17 protein-coding genes are annotated in these 19725 nt (G+C 39.0%); 12 read left to right on the forward strand and 5 right to left on the reverse strand.

All coding sequences use genetic code 11. The annotated features are described in order from the left end of the window. Positions 1 to 173: 173 nt before the first annotated feature. Positions 174 to 518, reverse strand: a complete 345-nt coding sequence (locus BVH02_RS10390) for a hypothetical protein (protein ID WP_086501383.1) — start codon at positions 516 to 518, stop codon at positions 174 to 176. 190 nt (positions 519 to 708) lie between these two features. Here BVH02_RS10390 and BVH02_RS10395 point away from each other — a divergent pair, with 190 nt between their 5' ends. Then, positions 709 to 1848, forward strand: coding sequence for a cysteine desulfurase family protein (locus BVH02_RS10395; RefSeq protein WP_086501384.1), 1140 nt, complete (start codon positions 709 to 711; stop codon positions 1846 to 1848). A gap of 277 nt (positions 1849 to 2125) precedes the next feature. On the opposite strand, the gene BVH02_RS10400 is transcribed toward BVH02_RS10395, so the two are convergent. Beyond that, positions 2126 to 2749, reverse strand: coding sequence for a nucleotidyltransferase family protein (locus BVH02_RS10400; protein ID WP_205635725.1), 624 nt, complete (start codon positions 2747 to 2749; stop codon positions 2126 to 2128). Between the two features lie 45 nt (positions 2750 to 2794). Continuing rightward, positions 2795 to 3913: an XdhC family protein gene (locus tag BVH02_RS10405; RefSeq protein ID WP_086501385.1), complete on the reverse strand. Its 1119-nt coding sequence runs from the start codon at positions 3911 to 3913 to the stop codon at positions 2795 to 2797. Positions 3914 to 4021: 108 nt separating this feature from the next. On the opposite strand from BVH02_RS10405, the gene BVH02_RS10410 reads away from it, so the two are divergent. The 4 genes from BVH02_RS10410 to BVH02_RS10425 all read left to right on the forward strand — a co-directional run bounded on the left by BVH02_RS10410 (position 4022) and on the right by BVH02_RS10425 (position 8033). Continuing rightward, complete coding sequence (locus tag BVH02_RS10410; protein ID WP_086501386.1) at positions 4022 to 4498, forward strand: hypothetical protein; 477 nt, start codon at positions 4022 to 4024, stop codon at positions 4496 to 4498. Positions 4499 to 4698: 200 nt separating this feature from the next. Then, positions 4699 to 5850: a hypothetical protein gene (locus BVH02_RS10415; protein WP_086501387.1), complete on the forward strand. Its 1152-nt coding sequence runs from the start codon at positions 4699 to 4701 to the stop codon at positions 5848 to 5850. After that, the gene (locus tag BVH02_RS10420; RefSeq protein WP_086501388.1) at positions 5850 to 7067 is read left to right on the forward strand and encodes a ChbG/HpnK family deacetylase; all 1218 of its coding nucleotides are present in this window, start codon (positions 5850 to 5852) and stop codon (positions 7065 to 7067) included. Before BVH02_RS10415 ends, BVH02_RS10420 begins: the two co-directional genes overlap by 1 nt. A gap of 114 nt (positions 7068 to 7181) precedes the next feature. Next, positions 7182 to 8033: a sugar phosphate isomerase/epimerase family protein gene (locus tag BVH02_RS10425; protein ID WP_086501389.1), complete on the forward strand. Its 852-nt coding sequence runs from the start codon at positions 7182 to 7184 to the stop codon at positions 8031 to 8033. A gap of 43 nt (positions 8034 to 8076) precedes the next feature. Here BVH02_RS10425 and BVH02_RS10430 read toward each other — a convergent pair whose 3' ends face one another. Further along, on the reverse strand, positions 8077 to 8988 hold the full coding sequence (locus BVH02_RS10430) for an oxidoreductase (RefSeq protein ID WP_086501390.1): 912 nt from the start codon (positions 8986 to 8988) through the stop codon (positions 8077 to 8079). A 345-nt stretch (positions 8989 to 9333) separates the two neighbouring features. Between BVH02_RS10430 and BVH02_RS10435 the strand changes: the two genes are divergently transcribed. The 3 genes from BVH02_RS10435 to BVH02_RS10445 all read left to right on the forward strand — a co-directional run bounded on the left by BVH02_RS10435 (position 9334) and on the right by BVH02_RS10445 (position 14704). Beyond that, positions 9334 to 11358: a M13 family metallopeptidase gene (locus tag BVH02_RS10435; protein WP_086501391.1), complete on the forward strand. Its 2025-nt coding sequence runs from the start codon at positions 9334 to 9336 to the stop codon at positions 11356 to 11358. Between the two features lie 105 nt (positions 11359 to 11463). Further along, entirely contained in the window at positions 11464 to 11721 is a 258-nt protein-coding gene (locus tag BVH02_RS10440; protein WP_086501392.1) for a hypothetical protein, read from the forward strand. A gap of 139 nt (positions 11722 to 11860) precedes the next feature. Next, entirely contained in the window at positions 11861 to 14704 is a 2844-nt protein-coding gene (locus BVH02_RS10445; protein ID WP_086501393.1) for a M16 family metallopeptidase, read from the forward strand. A 135-nt stretch (positions 14705 to 14839) separates the two neighbouring features. Here the strand turns inward: BVH02_RS10445 and BVH02_RS10450 are convergent, their stop codons facing one another. Continuing rightward, positions 14840 to 15547 (reverse strand): outer membrane protein assembly factor BamD, encoded by a 708-nt coding sequence (locus tag BVH02_RS10450; protein WP_223271755.1) that lies wholly within the window; start codon positions 15545 to 15547, stop codon positions 14840 to 14842. Between the two features lie 219 nt (positions 15548 to 15766). Between BVH02_RS10450 and BVH02_RS10455 the strand changes: the two genes are divergently transcribed. The 4 genes from BVH02_RS10455 to BVH02_RS10470 all read left to right on the forward strand — a co-directional run bounded on the left by BVH02_RS10455 (position 15767) and on the right by BVH02_RS10470 (position 19662). Further along, complete coding sequence (locus BVH02_RS10455) at positions 15767 to 16174, forward strand: DUF4332 domain-containing protein (protein WP_086501394.1); 408 nt, start codon at positions 15767 to 15769, stop codon at positions 16172 to 16174. A 350-nt stretch (positions 16175 to 16524) separates the two neighbouring features. Further along, positions 16525 to 18063, forward strand: coding sequence for a helicase HerA-like domain-containing protein (locus tag BVH02_RS10460; protein WP_086501395.1), 1539 nt, complete (start codon positions 16525 to 16527; stop codon positions 18061 to 18063). A gap of 37 nt (positions 18064 to 18100) precedes the next feature. Next, positions 18101 to 19312, forward strand: a complete 1212-nt coding sequence (locus tag BVH02_RS10465; protein WP_086501396.1) for a BaiN/RdsA family NAD(P)/FAD-dependent oxidoreductase — start codon at positions 18101 to 18103, stop codon at positions 19310 to 19312. After that, positions 19309 to 19662: a hypothetical protein gene (locus tag BVH02_RS10470; RefSeq protein WP_086501397.1), complete on the forward strand. Its 354-nt coding sequence runs from the start codon at positions 19309 to 19311 to the stop codon at positions 19660 to 19662. Before BVH02_RS10465 ends, BVH02_RS10470 begins: the two co-directional genes overlap by 4 nt. The last annotated feature ends 63 nt before the right edge of the window (positions 19663 to 19725 follow it).

Below are 19725 nucleotides of genomic sequence, written 5' to 3' on the forward strand. Positions count from 1 at the left end.
AAAATATGGAAGTGCTTTTTATTTAATGGTAAAGTCAATAAGAACCCGTAAATCATAGAAATTCTTATCTCTTGTTTTTAATCTAGGCTCTTTATTATAGGCTCTCACTTCTTGTGTCTCAAGTCTAAATGCTATTGTCTATCTACTTAATACTTATGTCTTGATATTAGTATCTAAATTTCATCCATCTCCCGTTCAGGCCAATAAGGGCCTTTGAGGTTCAGCCTATCATTTTCTATCTCAAAGGTGATTTTTATCTGATCTCGCTTTTGATCATGAATAGCAAGGCAGGCATTGTAGTGAACCAAATCAAATTCTAATTCAAAATTTCCTGAGCATTCATCTTTGAAATTAATCTCGGAATTCAAATTAACCTTCTCTGCGAGGGCACCTTCCTTCTTGAAGTAGTAAGAGAGGAATATCCCTAAGTCCTTTTCATTTTCTGCCAAAACTTGTTTGAGTTCTTTGGAAGTTGGCTTTTCAAATGATGGGAGTTTTAATATCCAGGTTTCTTGCATGGTTGAAGTTGATAATTTTTAAGTGCTTTTTCAGCTGTAAACTTTTCAATTTTTGAATTTAAATTATCTACAGCCATATATCTTATTACTAACTTAGTAAAAATCCCCCTTGCTCCCTTTGTAAAGGGGGAATTGTCAAATTTTCTAATGGCGTTCAATTATATAATAGGATCGTCTTACAATTTCAATAATGAATTACCCTATTTATCTTGATTACAATGCTACCACGCCCTGCGCTCCAGAAGTGATTGCTGCTATGATTCCTTGGTTTGGAGAGCACTATGGGAATGCAGCAAGTAAGTCACATGCATACGGATGGGTGGCTGAAAATGCTGTTGAGGCAGCAAGAGAACATGTGGCTAATTTGATAGGCGCTCAGTCAAAAGAAATCATTTTTACATCTGGAGCTACTGAAGCAATCAACCTTGCGATCAAGGGGACTTTTGATCTTCACAAAGGAGAAAAGCAACATTACATCACCTGCCAAACTGAACATAAAGCAGTGCTCGATACTATTAAAGCCATTGAGGAAAATGGGGCAGAGGTGACTTATTTGCCAGTTGACAATAAAGGAGATATTGATTTAAACTTCTTGAAATTAAGTATCCTTCCACATACCAAAATGATCTGCCTGATGTGGGTAAATAATGAAACGGGCATTATTCATCCAATTAATGAGATTTCAAAACTAGCTGAGGATAGTGAAATTATTTTTTTGACAGATGCCGTCCAAGCTGTAGGTAAAATCCCTGTTTCCGTATCTGGAATTCATTTAATGGCTATTTCAGCTCACAAACTTTATGGCCCAAAAGGTATAGGCGCGCTATACGTCCGACATAATCACTCACTTCCTAAACCAATGCCTCAGATTCATGGTGGTGGACACGAGAAAGGATTCCGAAGTGGAACGCTCAATGTCCCAGCAATCGTAGGTTTCGGAAAAGCTGCCGAACTTAGAATGTCTACAATGGATAAGGAATCAAATCGCTTGGAAAAATTACGTGATATACTGGAAAACAAGCTTTTACAGATATCCAATACATCTTTGAATGGAAGTCAGACTAGACTTACGCACGTCACAAACATTGCTTTTAGCGGAGTAGAAGGAGTGGACTTACTTCGCAAAATATGTCAGAAAATAGCTGTGAATTCAGGTTCTGCCTGCACTAGCATTTCCCCAAAACCTTCACATGTGCTCCAAGCAATGGGGTTGGATTCCGATCTGGGAAGAGCTTCGATACGATTTAGCTTAGGTAGGAATACCACTGAGCAGGATGTGATGGATGCTGTGGAATGGGTGGAGAAAGTGGTGTTGGAGCTGAGAGGGTGATATTTCTCGCGGCGACGCAGCGGTGCGGCGAAATGTGCTCTAGAAACAGCGTTTCAAATTATTCTCTCGCAGCGGCCCAACGGCGTAAAGAAAAATACAGCTGAAGAACTGAAAACAACTAGACCTTCGAATAGTGTTAGATTAAAAGCTATTTAAACTATCGAAAAACTGCGCCTTTGCGCCCTTGCGGGAGACTTACATATCACCTTAGTGCGTTCTTGGGAGATTTAACTAAACGTCGCGCCGTTGCGTCGTGGCGAGAAATATTTTAAAGGGGCTACAGATTCAAGTCTCTCAAATCCTCTTCAGTATCAATATCCACTTTACCTTTTGGAAAGGAAACACTCACCATATCATCTTCATGGTCAAGAGCTAATTGTTTTGCACCCTCATCACCAGTAAGCTCCATCAATTCCTTATAATAAGCTGCTCCGAAAAGAATAGGCACACCGATAGTTTTAGAATACTCGCAAGCAATAATGCCTTTTCCTTCCTTTTTCTGAGTTGCGATCAACTTATTCAGGATCTTTGCATCCACAAATGGCTGATCACAAAGCATGATAATCACCTGATCCGGCTTGTCGAATTTAAGCATGTATTCTAGTCCAACCTTGATGCTGGAAGACATGCCTTTTTCAAAGTACGGATTAGGAATATTCGGGATACTTGCTCCCGGAAAAGTCTTCTTGATCTCATCACGATTTGCTCCAAGAACCAATACACGCTTGTCTGCTTTACAGTCATTTGCGGCATCTATTGCCAACTGTAACAAGGTTTTTTCTTTGTACTTAGCTATTTGCTTTGGGTAGCCTAGTCTGCTTGATTCTCCTGCTGCAAGTATGATTATTCCTGTTGTCATATAAGTATAATTGTTTTTCAATCGATCTATGGAATTTGGCATGTTTGATAATCATCTCAAGGTGTGAGATTTTCTACATGCCCGATTTCATCGGTTCTCTTCGTGTATGGGGCCTTTCTTATTCCGCAGAAAGGTACCTTGTTTTTTTGCTAAAACCGCTTTCACCTCTGCCAAAATGGACAAAGCAATCTCTTCCGAACCCTCGGCGCCTATGTCCAAACCCATGGGAGAATAGATATTCTCCTGATTGACAGTGATTCCTTTCCGCTCAAGTCGCTCAATAAGTTTCTCAGACTTTTTCTTCGGTCCCAAAATTCCCATATAAGGCAAATCCAATTTTACTAGATCTACTAATATCTGAGCTTCATATTCGAAATTATGCGTCATCAATAATGCCACTGTATACTTATCTGATTCCAGCTGAGCTACTACTTCATCTCCAGAACCTGTTATGATCTTAAGTGCAGAAGGAAAGCGTCTGGTCGTCGCTAGATTCTTTCTACCATCTATTACTATTACTTCCAGGCCTAGCATAACAGCCATATTAGCAATTGGAATCGTATCGTTTCCAGCTCCAAATAATAAGATTCGAATAGCTGGTTTGATGGATTCTATGAAAACCTGTACGTCATCAAACGCCTTATACTTTCGGATGATGTGGTCAATAGATTCGGTAGAATCGATCTCATTTTGTATCTGAGTCCAAAGAGAATTATTTAAATAATCTTTGTCTCCATAGATCTGATTGCCTTTTAAAAGAACTTTTGTTCCTACTTGTTCTTGCTTTGAATATTTGACTGAAAATATAGAAATCAGCCTACAAAATGATCGATCAGAAATGGCTGTTTTAAGTAATTCAATCGGGTTTATAGTGTTTTGATAATCAATAGGTTCTAATAAAACATGTATAATTCCATTGCAACCCAGGCCAACTCCGAATTTCTGATCATCCTCATCGGTAGTATCGTAGGTGACAAGCATGGATTTTTGTTGAAAGATTACAGTTTGAGCTTTGCGTAGCGCGTCACCTTCCAAGCAACCACCAGAGATTGCTCCAGTCAATTCCCCATCTTCTGACACCAGCATTCTTGCTCCAGGACGTCGGTAAGCCGAGCCATCTACTTGTACCACCGTTGCTAAAGCTGATTTCTTGCCGTCTTTTTGAAAGGTTTCATATGCATGGATGATGGACTGGATTTCTTTCATAAAAAATAGGGATAGGCTAATTTGTAGAAGTTCTCCAACTTATTCAAGAAGATTCATTTCGATGGTAAGGATTTTAGCAAAAATATAAGGCAAGGTTTAACTTGCAGCATGAAAATTCCAAGTCTCGCTCAACTCAAGAAAGAACTCAGCTACCTCAATGAGAAGGAATTGATCGATTTACTCATTGACTTGAGCAAATTCAGCCGAGATAATAAATCCTACTTATTTTTTAAGCTAAATGAAAAAGACAATCCAGGACTCTATTTGGAGATGGTACAAGAAGAGCTTGAAGCTGATTTTCAGGTAGCTAGAGGTGACCATTCTTACTATGCAAAAAAGGCTGCTCAGAAACTCCGTCGAAAAATGAACAAACTTCTAAAGTTGAGTAAAGTCAAGACTGATCAGATTGAAGTACTTTTATTTTTTTGCGAAAAGCTAAGGCAATATGGCTTCCTAAAGCATAGAAATCAGGTTTTGGACAAACTTTATCAAATGCAGTTGGCTAAAGCGGTTAAGTTAATTTCAGTATTGCATGAAGATTTGCAATTTGATTATGAGGGAAGAGTAGATGATTTGTCTAAGTAGAATGAGCCTCTAACTTTTAGAAAATTGTAGTTTTTTTTACTTGGTGAAGGTAACAGCATGTGATATGTCTAAGGTGGTCATGCCGTGGAATCGGATTAATTGTATTTTGAAATCATAAGTATCAACCTATCAATAGTTTAATTGACTAGTTGTATATTCATTTTTTATATAATTTTTCTTTCCATCCTAATCCCTCAGCCATGACAGGACTTATAGTATTGGATACATTTATCAGTTTGGTGTTCATCTTTCTCTTGTACAGTCTTTTTACGATGACCTTGATCGAATCCCTCACATCTATTTTTAGCTCTAGAGCTAAAAATTTGTTGGCTGGAATTGAGCGATTGTTGGCAGATGAAGGCGAATCCAACAAAACCAATCATACCATTGTCAATTTATTTTATGCATCATCGAATAGTCTCCTCACCAATGCATTTTACCAGCATCCATCCATCAGGTATCTAGGCCCAAAAGGGATTAATAGCAAACCATCTTATATCAGTCCTGATCGCTTCAGTACGACTCTGGTAGATTTATTGAAAAAAGGCACCAATAGTAACCAGGTAGAAAATATAAGTGCTGCATTGGGCATAATTCCAACTTTTGATCTGTCAGAGCTTGAGGAAAGTATCAAGGACCTGGAGATAGATATTAAAGAGTTGAGAAGTATTGAGACTATAAGCGAATTTGAAATAGAATCAGCCAAACAGGAGCTTTCCTATCTCAAAATGGAGTTAGACAATAGGCTTAAATCGGTGAATCCTTTTCTACCGAAAAATTTCACTTTGGGAAAAGACACTAAATACCAGTTTAATCTGCTTTGGAATGAAGCAGGGGATGATATTGAAAAATTCAAGGGGCTTATAGAGCAATGGTATAATGAACAAATGGAGAGGATATCGGGCTGGTACAAGAGGAAATTATCTCTTTTGACATTTATACTTGGGTTCATTATCGCCTGCTCATTTAAAGTTGATACTATTCAGTTGGCGATGGATCTATCCAAAAATGAGGACATGAGAGCGATCTATGTGGAAGGAGCCAAAGATATGATGGCAAACAATAGCAATCTGGATAATGTTAAGCTTGAGGCTAATAAGCAATACTTTGATGAAAAATTACAGGAAAACAACCTAGTATTCTCTGTTACTGATATCAGCTTTAATACTATAGAATTTCTGAACTGGGTTGGATTCTTGATTACTGCTTTTGCGATTTCATTAGGCGCTCCTTTTTGGTTTGATATGCTTAGTAAGTTGATGCGAGTAAGGAATTCCTTGCAGCCATCAGGCAGTGCTTCGTCAAGTACAACTACCTCATCGGTAAGAAATAACACTAAAGCAGTAGGATAATGGAGACTTACAAAGGTATAGTAACTCAATTAGTGAACACTAGAATTTTTAAACCTTCTGTGAATGCGCCCAAATCTCAAGAGCTGCAAATCAAATGGGATGTGGAAATCTCTCATGCAATCCGGGGCGAGATGTATCGAGAAATAGACATTTGGTATGTATTGACAAATCGGACATTTGTGTGGAGTGGAGCTGTTTTCACTAGTCAAAATGTACCAATACTTAGTAAACAATTTCTTATTACTGCCGACGATATTGGCGTGGTAAAGGAGATTGACTTAGGAGCAAAACTCGCTTTGAAAAATGGCTGGATAAACTCCATAGCTGTGCTCGTAAATAGAAAGGCCAATGAGGAGGACGAACAGCTTTCTAGTCTTTATGAGTTTCTTGAGAACACTAATTATATGGATAGTAACACGCCTTTGTCGCATTCTACCCATGTAGGCTTACATTATACAATTACCTCGGGGATTCCAGTATCGCCAGCAGATGATGTAAAAAGCTTGGTAGATCAAAATGGCTTTTTTCCAGAATACAAGGGATTGGATAGCAACTATACAACTGAAGGCTATGTGCATCAAGCTATGCGTGAATTGGAGGCTCAATACAGCAAATTTAAAAGGGTATTTAAACGAGAACCGGCACATCTTACTTCTCATCATGATGTGCATACATTCACCTATCCTCTTTTCAAGAGCATCCATGCTTGGGCAATTCACAATAAAATCCCCATCAGATCACATAGTTTTTTACCGCCATTACGAAGAGAATTTTATGATTTGGGGGTAAAGCTGAATTTGCCATCGATTAACACGATGAATTCTTGGGCCACAGAACTTGGCTGTAAATCTTCTGCAGAACACACCATGGTAGGGCACTATGGTCCTGCGCCATTTCTTCCACTTATTAGCTACAGGAGTGTGATTAAAAAGAAACAAAACACATTAGATGCAGGAATTTTTGACTTTTTGGTAAGTACGGATCAAACTCGGGAAATCATGGTGCACATTATCAAATCAGACCTAACAAAAAAGAACGAGTTTAAGCAATTCTATAAGCCTTTTTGTGATGCATATCCAGGTGTGGATTCAAGGTATTTTGCAGGAAGAGTTGCGGAATATTTATCACTTCAAACCAGAAAATCAGCATCTCAAAACACAAGCAATAACTACCTAGTAGCCATGGATTTTGTTCCTTTGGATATAAGAAGAGTTTAAGCCAAGAGCCGATCTTTTTAGAAAAAACAACACATATCCTCTCATTAAAATTTTTTTTTGAAATAAGTGCATCAAAACCCCATAAACTTAATTTAGCAAATCAAAATTTTAATTATGTTCAAAAATCTATTTTCTTCAATAATCACATATTTACTAATTAGCACTAGTCTTTTTGCCCAAGACGCACTTTTCCCCGAAATGCCAGGGATGGTGTCCTATACCTATAGAGATAGCTTTGCTAAAGATCTGCCATCCACACTCGACACACTTCAGGCGATGGGAATTACTGATATGGAATTTTCTAGCCTTTTTGGACGTACTGCTTCTGATATTAAAAAAGAACTTGACAAACGTGGAATGCACTGTTCATCCTTTGGCGTTAGCTACAAAGACTTGATGGAAAAGACTGCAACAGTAGCTGAAAATGCTAAAGCATTAGGAGCAGAATTTGTTCGCGTTGCTTCAATACCTCACAATGCGCCATTTTCGCTGGAAGACGCTCAAAAAACTGTCGCTGATTTCAATGCTGTAGGAAAGGTCCTGAAGGAAGATTTTAATTTGACTTTTTGCTATCACAACCACGGCTTTGAGTTTGAACCATATGGAGATGGAACGCTCTTCGACCTAATCATTCAAGAGACAAACCCTAAGTATGTAAGCTTTGAAATGGATATTCTATGGACATTTTTTCCTGGCGCAGATCCAGCCTCATTACTTAATAAATATGGAGATCGATTCAAATTGATGCACTTGAAAGACCTACGAAAAGGAATAGTAGGCAACATGTCTGGAGGAACGCCGAAAGAAAATGATGTGATACTAGGTGATGGCCAGCTTGATATACCTGCTATTCTTAAAGCAGCAAAAAAAGCAGGAGTTCAACACTTTTACCTTGAAGATGAAAGCCCGATTTACTTTCTACAGGTACCGAAAAGTATTGAATACCTGCACAGTTTGAAAAAATAAGTATGCTGTAATTAGGTTTACCTATGAATCGTTGAAATTGAGCTTAAATCACGAATTTATCTCCAGTTAATTTCTCGGAAATTTCCCACAGTTGAGCGGCTACTTCTTGATTGTGGGATTTTTTTGAAGAACCTACGATAACTGGCTTACCCTTCACTTCTCTGAATCCATTTGGGCCATAATATGTTCCGCCTTTAGCTTCGGGGTCTAATGCTGCTCTTAGCGTCGGCAACGCTCCAGATTTAGCATTCTGGCCAATAAAAGATGCCAAAGGACTAAAGAGTTTCGCAGCGAATGTTGGGAGTAACTGTCCTAAATTAGTGTTTGAGAAACCAGGGTGCGCTGCTAAAGCTTTGGAATTAATTTTAGCCTTTTCTATCCTTCTCTGAAGCTCATAGGCAAACATCAAGCAAGCCAATTTACTTTGAGAATAGGCCTTCCAGCTAGAATAAGTTTTCTCAGAATTAAGATTATCGAATTCTATTTTTCCACCCTTATGAGCTATGCTGCTGAGCATTACGACTCTTGAGTTATTAGTATTCTTTAAAGCAGGAAAAAGTAGATTTACCAGGAGAAAATGAGCGAAATAATTGACTCCAAATTGACTTTCAAATCCGTCTTCAGTCTTTTGAAATGGCGGCATCATAATCCCTGCGTTAGCTATTAATAAATCCAGTCGCTCATACCTTTTGGAAAATACTACTGCAAACTCTCTCACTGAATCTAAGCTATTCAAATCAAGCAGGATTATCTCCAGATCAGCTTCAGGAACTTCTTTTAGGATATCCTTCTTGGCTTGCTGTGCTTTGGTAAGTGTGCGACAGGCTAGAATCACGGTTGCTTTCTTCCTTGCCAAAGCAAGCGCAGTTTCATAACCTAGGCCAATATTGGCACCTGTGACAAGGGCTATTTTGCCTTTTTGGGAAGAGATAGAATCTAGAGAGAAGTCTTTCATTTTTTTTATAAGGGATAGATTATTTCCAATTTTAATTATCCGCAATCATGCCATTAACCTTTAAATGATAGCTTGATTGGCGAGATGACCTTCAAATAGCTATCGTAAGTGGGCTAACAGAAGTAGCCTCTACTAGTGTTCACTAAATAAAATGTTGCTTTTAGTCTTTTACTGGCCAAAAAGTGAATGTACATATTACTGATTATGAAGTACGGTTAGTTAACTGGACAAACCAATTTATTGTTAAACTAATCATTAATAAAAGCTATTTGACAGTCATGTAAATATGGCTTGTCAACTCAATTTATTCTTTTACCTTTTGCATAAGACCCAAACACTAACGATATGAGAAATCTACTCTATGCTTCCCTCATTCTTTTGGCCTCTTGTGGCCAGCAAAATTCAAATGAAATCTCAGAACCTAAAAAGCAGTTCGTAAGTGTGGAAGGAATAGACTCCTCGATCAAGCCGGGAGATAATTTCTTTATGCATGTCAACGGTATTTGGTATGACTCTGCGCAAATAGCTAGTGATCAGTCTGGAGTAGGATCTTATTCCTTCTTGAATATTCCTCAAAAACAGCTTCTCGAAAATATCTTAGAAGAAGTTTCCCGCGCTGAAAATACGACTGCAAGCATAGAGCAGAGAGTAGGAGACTTCTACGCCTCAGGGATGGATGAGGACGCAATAAATCAGCGAGGCTTTGAACCTATACAACCTGTTTTGTCAACAATAGAAGCGATCAACTCTGTCAAGGAATTGATGAGCTTTGTGACAGGAGAAATTAAATCCGGTAACCAGTCTTTTATAAGCATTGGTATTTCTCCAGATGACGAAAACAGTAGCATCAACATCGCTCACTTTACTCAAACAGGTTTAGGTTTGCCAGATAGAGATTACTATTTCAAAACTGACTCATCTACCTTAGCCATTCAAAAAGCCTACGTGGATTATCTATCCACTCTTTTCCAACTTACAGGAAGTGCTGAAGCTGCGGCGAAAATTAATGCTGAAAAAGTTTATGCTGTAGAAGAGAATTTAGCGAAATCACACAAAACAAGGATTGAGCGCAGAGTAGTAAAGGAAAATTACAACAAAATAGCTCTTGAGGAAATAAATCAAAAGCAAGCAAATCTAGGCTGGTCTCCTATGCTCGAGCAGTTGGGATTAGCAGCGGATTCTTTGGACATACGCCAGCCTGCCTATTATGAAGCACTGAACAAGATGCTAGTATCAGTTCCACTTGCAGATTGGAAAACCTACGTCAAAGCACATACGCTTTCATCTTACGCTGAAGAATTAAGCAAGCCTTTTGAGGACGCATCTTTTTCCTACCAGAAAGTAATATCAGGCCAATCAACACAATTGACTAGAGCACAACAAATGGTGCAGAAAGTTGATCGTCAGCTAGGTTATGCTCTTGGGCAATTGTACGTCAAGCGATATTTCAATGAGGATGCAAAAAAGCGCGTATTGGATTTGGTTAATAACCTTCAAAAAGCATTTGAAAGTCGTATTACCCAACTGGACTGGATGAGTGATAGTACTAAAATTCAAGCAAAAGAGAAGCTTTACGCCATTACCAAGAAAATAGGTTATCCTGATGAGTGGAGAACCTATGATGTGGAGATTGCAAAGGATAAGTACTTTGAAAATGTGGTGGCACTTCGAAAAGACAATGCAAAATACATGTTGGATAAGTTTGGTAAAGCTCCTGACAAGGCTGAGTGGCACACTACGCCGTCTACAGTCACTGCATATTATAATCCCTCCACCAATGAGATCGTTTTTCCAGCTGGAATCCTTCAATATCCTTACTTTGACCTTTATGCAGATGATGCGATCAATTACGGCGGAATCGGCATGGTTATCGGCCATGAGTTGACTCATGCATTTGATGATCAAGGAGCTCAATACGACAAAGATGGGAATGTGAAAAACTGGTGGACGGATGAAGATTATGAGAAGTTTACGGCCAAAACCCAGCAATTAATAGAGCGATATGACAGCTTCACCGTGCTTGATTCTGTGCATGTAAAAGGCGGTATGACTATAGGTGAAAATACTGCAGACAACGGAGCGCTATACATAGCCTATGAGGCATTTAAACTTACTGAGCAAGGTCAGGATACTACTAGAATTGATGGGTTTACACCTGATCAACGATTCTGTCTTTCTATCGCACGAATCTGGAGAGTAAAGACCCGCGATGAATTCTTGCGAACGTACGTGAATACTAATTCACATTCACCAGCAGTTTGGCGAGTGAATGGACCTTTGATGAACTTTGATCCATTTTACACCGCATTTAATATTCAGCCAGGAGATGTGAATTATAAAGCTCCAGCCGATAGAATTAAGATTTGGTAGACTTTCTGAAGATCTGATAATAGTAAGGAGCCATAACTAAAAATGCTCCTTACTTCAAGCTTTTATATATCTTTAAACTATTTAAAACCATCCACTAAAAAATACATGTTTGAAGGATCTGATTATCCCAATTCTGTAAAAGAACAAGTATTTGAATCTTGGCTAGAGGAGGGAAGAGCAAGTAAAATCAGTTATCAGTATCTACTGATCGTATGGAATGTCTATGATGAGAAATACAATCCTGTCTACGTAGAAAGCAGGGAGGAGATAGGGAACTTTGAGTTATATCCAGCAGCCAAAGGTTCCGAAGCTCTGATCGCAGTATATGATCTGTATTCTGAGTCTCGCATAACTGTATTTTAACCGCGAAGAAATTATAATACTTGGCTATAGCAAACCCTTTCTAATTAGAAAGGGGCAGATATTTGCACTTAACTACCAGTTAACATTACTATTATTTAAACTGGATTTTTACAGAATTTTAAAATCAAAACCTCAAAACATGTTTTATAGGATCACCTCGTTAGTACTCATCGTGCTTTTGGCAGTTAGCTGCGATAAAAAAGTTGAAACGGTTTCTCAGGACTTTAAAGTGGACTTTGAAAAATTTGAGCTAGAAAATGGTCTTGAAGTTGTTTTCCATATAGATAATTCAGACCCCGTGGTAGCAGTAGCGCTCACAGCACACGTAGGTTCAGCTCGCGAGAAGGAGGGAAGAACTGGTTTCGCACACCTTTTTGAACATTTACTTTTCCTCGAATCCGAGAATCTCGGCAAAGGTGGTCTCGACAAAATGTCTGCTAGAATAGGAGGGTCTGGAGCCAATGGATCTACAAGTCGTGACAGGACAAACTACCTGCAAACTGTACCCAATGATGCGCTAGAAAAAATGATCTGGGCGGAAGCGGATAAGTTGGGCTGGTTTATCAATACAGTAACTGACCCTGTTTTAGCCAAAGAAAAGCAAGTAGTAAAAAATGAAAAGCGTCAAGGAGTGGACAATCAACCTTATGGCCACACTTCCTATGTCATTGATAAAAACCTTTATCCTGCAGATCATCCCTATAATTGGCAGGTGATTGGTTCCTTAGAGGATCTTCAAAATGCAAAACTTGAAGATGTGAAGGAGTTTTTTAGACGCTGGTATGTGCCTAATAATGTAACACTTACTATCGTTGGAGATTTCGATCCAGAGCAAGCGAAGGCATGGGTAAAAAAGTATTTTGATGAGATTCCTACAGGCGAACCTCTTGATGCCATGGCTCCTAGACCAGGGAAAGTAGAGGCAATTAAGAAGTTATATCACGAGGATAATTTTGCGCGACTGCCAGAACTTACCATGACTTGGCCCACTGTGGAGCAATATCACCCAGATTCTTATGCGCTTGAAGTACTCTCTGAATACCTTTCTAGCGGTAAAGAAGCTCCATTCAATCAGGTGCTTGTTGATGCGAAAAAGCTTACATCAAACGTAAGGATGTACAATCGAACCTCTGAGCTGGCCGGACAGGCACAGTTATCAGTTCGAGCTTTTGCAGATAAAGATCTAGATGAGGTCGCTGTCGCGGTAGAAGAAGCATTTGCAAAATTTGAGGCAGAAGGAATATCTGAAAAAGATTTGGCTCGAATCAAAGCCGGACAGGAAACCATGTTCTACAATACATTATCTAGCGTTCTTGGAAAAGGCGTTCAGCTGGCTCAGTATAACATTTTTGCGCATGATGCTGGATTTATTAATGAAGAGATTAAGTATGTGTTGGCCGTATCTGCTGCAGACGTCAATCGCGTTTATGAGCAATACATCAAAGGCAAAAATTACATTGCTACCAGCTTTGTGCCAAGAAATAATCTGAGTGCTGCACTAGAAGGATCAGAAAAAGCGGATGTAGTTGAGGAACAAATCGTTCAGGGTGCAGAGGAAAATTTTGATGCTTCAATACAGGCCAGTTATGAAAAAGCGCCTTCTAGCTTTGATAGGTCTGTAGAACCTCCTTATGGGAAATCTCCTGAAGTAAAAATACCAACAGTCTGGAAAGAATCTCTTAGTAATGGACTGAATGTGTTTGGTATCGAAAATCATGAAGTGCCTTTGGTTCAATCCAATATGGTGATAGATGGAGGACAGTTGCTGGATGATCCTACAAAAGTGGGCGTAGCAAATCTCCTGGCGCAGCTCTTGACTAAAGGCACTAAAACCAAAACTACCGCTCAGCTGGAAGATGAAATAGAACAATTGGGAGCTTCAGTGAATGTCTTTGCCACTACAGAAAGCACGAACTTAACTGTAACTACGTTAAGTAGAAATTACGACGAGGTAATAGCTATAGTCAAAGAAATTCTTTTAGAGCCACGATGGGATTCTGTAGAGTTTGCGCTAGCAAAACAATCAACTGTAGCTCGAATCAGTCAACTAGCTGCTAGTCCGAATATGGTGGCTCAAAATGAGTTCAACAAATTGATCTATGGAGAGGATAATATCCGATCTCAGAATATCTTGGGCAGCCTCAAGTCCGTAGAAGCCATTACCCTTGATGATCTTAAAGCCTATTATGCGAAGTTTATATCTCCATCTGTCACCAGAATGCATGTAGTCGGTGCACTGGGACAAGCAGAGATTCTAGCTCCACTTAAAGATTTGACTACTGCTTGGAAAAGCAAAGTAGTAACTATCCCTGCTTACAAATCACCTTCAAGGCCAGAACAAGCCACAGTATATTTTTATGATATTCCTGACTCCAAGCAGTCTTTGTTGCAGTTTGGTTATCCAGCGCTAGCTTCTACAGATGCAGACTTTTATCCTGCTACTGTGATGAATTATATTTTGGGTGGAGGAGGATTTGCATCTCGTCTTACTCAGGAATTGAGAGAGGGAAAAGGATATACGTATGGAATCAGATCTTCATTTTCTGGAGGAAAAATAGCTGAGCCTTTCACGATAAGTAGCGGAGTACGAAGTAATGTCACCTATGAATCAGCTCAATTAGTGAAAGATATTCTGGCTGATTTTGGATCCACCTATACTCCTGCAGACTTGGAAACCACGCAGAGTTTTATGATCAAGAGCAATGCTAGAGCTTTTGAAACAGCTGGAGCAAAGCTCAATATGCTGGAAAATATCAGTGCCTATGGCTGGGATGCTGACTATGTAAAGGATAGAGAAAAAATTGTGAATGAGATGACTGTAGAAAGAATTCAGGAATTGGCGGGGAGCTATCTAGATCCTACTACGATGATCTGGCTTGTAGTTGGCGACGCAAAGACACAATTGGATGGCCTTGAGAAACTAGGTTTTGGTAAGCCAGTGCTTATCAACCAGCCAAAGATCTCACTGGAAGTTGATCGATAGTTATTAGAACTCTGCGAAAAAAACTTAAAGCCTACTTAGAAATATGAATACTAAGAAGATGGTTGTTTGTCATTTAAAAAGCAAAGCACATAGAGGGAATTAGCTAGTCAAAACCTCTAAGTACTTTGCTTGAAATCAATGCTCGTGTATTTCGCCCTCATGACTACAGATTTCTTCTGAACTCAATTTTCCGCTTCCATTACAAGTTTGACAAGAGCTCACTTCTTTTAAACTACCCTCGCAAACCGGACAGGTTAATCTGCCTTTTCCAGCACATCTATCGCATTCAAAATATTCTACAATTTTGAATATATTCATCCGTGTGACCATACCAGATCCACTGCAACGACTACAGCCGACCACGCCTTTAGCTTTGCAATAGTTGCATTCTTGCTCGATCTGACGCTCGCCTTCACAAGTAAAGCAGGTTTTATATCTGTATCCTCTACGGTCGCAAAGCTGACATTGCTGCATTTCTGACAAGGGTGTTTCCAATCGTAACTGCAGCTCCTGAGCTCCTTTATAATGCGATCCTGTAAAGCCGGTTAACTCAAGATATTTATTAAGAAAATTAGCTGAATTGTCATATTGCTTAAGTTCGAAAAGGGTCTCAGCAAATAGATAAGGCATTTCTTCAGGAAGTGGCTGTCCAGAATCGATCAAGTTTCTGAAAATTGAATTTGCAGTTTCGTAATCATTTCTTTCAATGGCAGCTTTAGCGGCTTTCATCCACTGATCAGTTTGACCAAGATTTGGTCCTATTTGCGCAAGTGAAACTTGGCAAAAGGCTAAGGAAATAATAAGACTAAAGATGAGTAGGGGAAGGTGAATTCTAAAGTTCACAGGAATATGTTTTTTCAAGGAGGCAATAAAGGTAGAAGTTTCTTTATCCTAAAGTTAATTTTTATAAAAGAGGAGATCGAGCATTAATCTACCTCATAAATTTTAGAAGTTAAATATTGTCCCTATTTTGGGGTTAAATCTAGTTGAGGTCGTGGATTTATTCTGTTAGGTCAACACTGGATTTTCAGTTATTTTAAATTAACTCTAAAAAATCACAAAATGGGAAAACCAATCACGATGATCGAAAGCATAGGCCCTGCTATGAAAGAGAAACTTTCTACTGCTGGAGTAACTTCTGTGGAAGGGCTTTTGGAGAAAGGAGCTTCTAAGTCTGGGAGAAAAACTATAGCTGCAGCCTCTGGCCTAGACGAAGGTAAAATACTCGATTGGGTAAATATGGCCGATCTTTTTAGAATAAATGGAATTGCAAGTCAATTTGCAGAGCTTCTCAAAGCTGCTGGTGTAGATACCGTGAAAGAATTGAGAACCAGAAATGCAGAGAATCTTCACGCTGCCTTAGTCAAAACTCAAGAGGAAAAAGGATTGACCAGAGTAGTTCCTGCAGCTTCTAAAGTGATAGACTTCATAGAACAAGCGAAAGCGCTTGAGCCAATGGTCACACATTAATCGAATTACCATAAGTCTATTTTTGAAAACCTTTTTGCTTCGGCATTAAGGTTTTTTTTCCTGAGTAAATAGTTGCCGGCTAGTACACAGTGTCACTCCATGGGCATACATCGATCGCACAATTGTAAAATACCTAGACGCGGCTATATATAATAGTGACCTTCAATAGGTAGCACAAAAATCACTAACAACGCATAAATTATTACATTCCACTTCCAAATTGCTGGGACTTCATATGGAGAATCTAATCTCAATTAGGGAGAATTGGCCGCTTATATTTTTTCAAACCTAGTAGGTAAGTCCTTTATAAAAATTGTTTTTTGTAGTTTGGTTGCACAATTATTTCCACTATGAGTAAGACAGAAGAATTCATCACCCATCTAGCCGAAGGCCAGAAATACAAGAAAGACTCCATTATTCTAGGTACTGGCGTACTTGATGGTGTACCTGTGACTGGTGCCCAAATAAAAATTGCGCTGAAAACCATGAATAGACATGGGCTTATCGCTGGAGCAACAGGAACTGGCAAAACGAAAACTTTGCAAGTAATCGCTGAGCAATTGGCATTGAAAGGTGTTCCTTCTGTTTTGATGGACTTGAAAGGTGATCTCTCCGGTCTTGCTCAGCCAGGAACTGCCAACGATTTTATTAAAAATAGATCTGAGGTAATAGGAGTTGATTATGAGCCGATGGGATTGCCAATTGAGCTGATGTCTATTTCTGACGAAAAAGGAGTTCGGCTAAAAGCTTCTGTTTCAGAATTTGGGCCTGTATTGATAGCTCAGATCCTTGAGCTAAATGATACACAGCAGGGCGTGATCTCTTTGATCTTTCGTTATTGTGACGTAAACCATTTGCCTTTGGTTGACTTGAAGGATTTGAAACGCGTGCTTCAATTTATTACAAATGAAGGTAAAGAGGCCATTCAGAAGGAATACGGTCAGGTTTCTGGCGCCTCGGTAAATACAATCATGCGTAAGATTATCGAGCTGGAACAGCAAGGCGCAGAGCGATTCTTTGGAGAGAAATCATTTGATGTAGAAGATTTTTTGAGGGTTAAGAATGGAAAAGGAGTGATTTCCGTGATTCGTCTGACCGACATTCAGAGTCGGCCCAAGCTATTCTCTACCTTTATGCTAAGCCTGCTTTCGGAGATCTATGAAACATTTCCTGAGCAAGGAGATGCTGATCAACCTAAGCTTTGCTTATTCATCGATGAAGCTCATTTAGTCTTTTCCAATGCTTCAAAAGACCTTTTGGATAAGATTGAAGCGATTGTGAAGTTAATCAGGTCAAAAGGAGTTGGTGTCTATTTTTGCACTCAATCACCTACCGATGTCCCTGATAGCATATTGGGACAATTGGGTTTGAAAGTGCAGCATGCTTTGAGAGCATTTACAGCAAAGGATAGAAAGGCTATCACTAAAACTGCCGAGAACTATCCCGATTCTCCCTATTACGAGACTTCGGAGGTTTTGACAGCTATGGGTATCGGCGAAGCGCTTATTACAGCTTTGAACGAAAAAGGAATTCCCACACCTCTAGCTCATACTCTGGTGAGAGCACCTATTACTAGAATGGATATTTTGACTTCCTCAGAAATAGATGAGGTAGTAAGGAATTCAGATTTACTGTCAAAATACAATCAGGATATAGACAGAGAGAGTGCTTATGAGATGCTAGAAAAGAAAATGCTAGCGCTAGAAGATGCTCAAAATAAAGCAACTTTGCCAGGACCTAATTCGACAACCCGAACTTCTAAAAAAGCTACCCAGGAAAAATCTATGATCGAGGAATTGAGTAAAAATACTATGATTAGACAGCTTGGAAGAACAATATTTAGAGAATTGACTAGGGGTATTTTAGGTTCATTCAGCAGAAAAAGGTAGTCGTGTTAGTTAGTTGTATTTCAATAGATTATAGATTTTGAAAATAGGAGTTATTGGTGGCGGAGCAGCAGGTTTTTTTGCTGCAATTCATGCAAGTGGACAGGGGAGAGAAGTTACAATTTTTGAAAAATCGCCCAAGCTTTTGTCCAAAGTAAAGGTCTCAGGTGGCGGAAGGTGTAATGTCACACACCGACCAATGGAGATCTCCAAATTGGTTAAAAACTATCCGAGAGGTGAGAAGTTTTTGAAAAAAGTATTTTCAAAATACAAATCAGAGGATACTATAAAGTGGTTTGAAAGAAGAGGAGTTCCACTGAAAATAGAAGCAGACGGAAGGATGTTTCCTATTTCAGATTCCTCTCAATCTATAATTGATGTATTGTTAAAAGAAGCTCAGAAACTCGACATTTCGATTCGCAAATCTTGTGGTGTAATGTCTATAACACCACTAGAAAAGAAGTACCAGCTTGAGACGGATGCAGGTATTTTCGACGTAGATAAGTTAATAATTGCGACGGGAGGACATCCAAAATTGGACAGTTATTCCTTTCTTAAAAAGTTAAATCACACGATTTTAGATCCAATTCCTTCTTTATTTACTTTCAATACTCCTAAAGAATCACTAAGAGAATTGATGGGAGTCTCGGCGAGTGATGGAATCGTCAAAATCGAAGGAACCAAATTGACTTATCGCGGCCCAGTATTAGTAACTCACTGGGGAGTGAGTGGGCCGGCAGTATTGAAGTTATCAGCTTTCGGAGCACAATGGCTTAATGAAAAGAACTACGTAGCCACAGCCATAGTCAATTGGAATGGAGCTTTTGGAGAGGAACATTACAATTCTCATATCAAAAGCTTTGCTCTTGCACATCCGAAGAAAAAAGTAGAGAGTAATTCATTATTTGAAATTCCATCAAGACTATGGGGCCATTTCTGTTTACGCTCAGAGATAGAAACAGATTTATTATATGGAGCGCTTTCCAAAAAGCAAATCAATAAGTTGGTACAGAATCTTTTTTGCTATACTTTAAGAGTTGTAGGTAAAACGACTTTTAAAGAAGAATTTGTTACAGCTGGAGGAATCGCACTAGATGAGGTAAATCCGGAAACTTTGGAAAGTAAGTTTCATCCAAACCTTTATTTTGCCGGGGAAGTCCTGAATATTGATGGAATCACTGGTGGCTTTAATTTTCAAGCTGCCTGGTCTACAGGATTTCTTGCGGGAACATCTACATCTACAAAACTATGATGGACCAAATTTATCCGGAACTTGAGTTGCTTATCCTCGAAATGTCTGAGGGCGATTTAGACTTTAAAAAGGAATTGACTTTGGCAATTTACAATGGTCTACTGGAGCTCAAACAAAAATATATTGAGGGATCATTTCAAAAAAATGATCATACACTTCAGCAAATTCGCCATAAAATGAAGCCTACATTGAGTATGTTCGAATTAACTCATCTCATTGAAGAGCTTAAGGAAGGAAAAACAATTATTGAAAGTGATGGGTTTGATGGAGCGAATTTCACAACGCATTACAAGAATATGATGGAAAAGCTTGATCAAGCAATCGAGCGGGTGTTTGCCATTACTAAGTAGAAAATTTATTAGCTCATGAGGCTGTAATTTTGAAATTATGGACTCCGATGAAAATTAATACAA

Source organism: Algoriphagus ratkowskyi (genome assembly GCF_002150505.1).
In the GTDB taxonomy this organism is placed as follows: Bacteria; Bacteroidota; Bacteroidia; order Cytophagales; family Cyclobacteriaceae; genus Algoriphagus; species Algoriphagus ratkowskyi.

Bases quoted from the DNA above. Each gene is read 5' to 3' on its own strand.
- BVH02_RS10390 (WP_086501383.1), bottom strand. From the start codon at position 518: ATGCAAGAAACCTGGATATTAAAACTCCCATCATTTGAAAAGCCAACT.
- BVH02_RS10415 (WP_086501387.1), top strand. From the start codon at position 4,699: ATGACAGGACTTATAGTATTGGATACATTTATCAGTTTGGTGTTCATC.
- BVH02_RS10460 (WP_086501395.1), top strand. From the start codon at position 16,525: ATGAGTAAGACAGAAGAATTCATCACCCATCTAGCCGAAGGCCAGAAA.
- BVH02_RS10445 (WP_086501393.1), top strand. From the start codon at position 11,861: ATGTTTTATAGGATCACCTCGTTAGTACTCATCGTGCTTTTGGCAGTT.
- BVH02_RS10440 (WP_086501392.1), top strand. From the start codon at position 11,464: ATGTTTGAAGGATCTGATTATCCCAATTCTGTAAAAGAACAAGTATTT.
- BVH02_RS10400 (WP_205635725.1), bottom strand. From the start codon at position 2,749: ATGCCAAATTCCATAGATCGATTGAAAAACAATTATACTTATATGACA.
- BVH02_RS10410 (WP_086501386.1), top strand. From the start codon at position 4,022: ATGAAAATTCCAAGTCTCGCTCAACTCAAGAAAGAACTCAGCTACCTC.
- BVH02_RS10470 (WP_086501397.1), top strand. From the start codon at position 19,309: ATGATGGACCAAATTTATCCGGAACTTGAGTTGCTTATCCTCGAAATG.
- BVH02_RS10420 (WP_086501388.1), top strand. From the start codon at position 5,850: ATGGAGACTTACAAAGGTATAGTAACTCAATTAGTGAACACTAGAATT.
- BVH02_RS10425 (WP_086501389.1), top strand. From the start codon at position 7,182: ATGTTCAAAAATCTATTTTCTTCAATAATCACATATTTACTAATTAGC.
- BVH02_RS10395 (WP_086501384.1), top strand. From the start codon at position 709: ATGAATTACCCTATTTATCTTGATTACAATGCTACCACGCCCTGCGCT.
- BVH02_RS10435 (WP_086501391.1), top strand. From the start codon at position 9,334: ATGAGAAATCTACTCTATGCTTCCCTCATTCTTTTGGCCTCTTGTGGC.
- BVH02_RS10405 (WP_086501385.1), bottom strand. From the start codon at position 3,913: ATGAAAGAAATCCAGTCCATCATCCATGCATATGAAACCTTTCAAAAA.
- BVH02_RS10430 (WP_086501390.1), bottom strand. From the start codon at position 8,988: ATGAAAGACTTCTCTCTAGATTCTATCTCTTCCCAAAAAGGCAAAATA.
- BVH02_RS10455 (WP_086501394.1), top strand. From the start codon at position 15,767: ATGGGAAAACCAATCACGATGATCGAAAGCATAGGCCCTGCTATGAAA.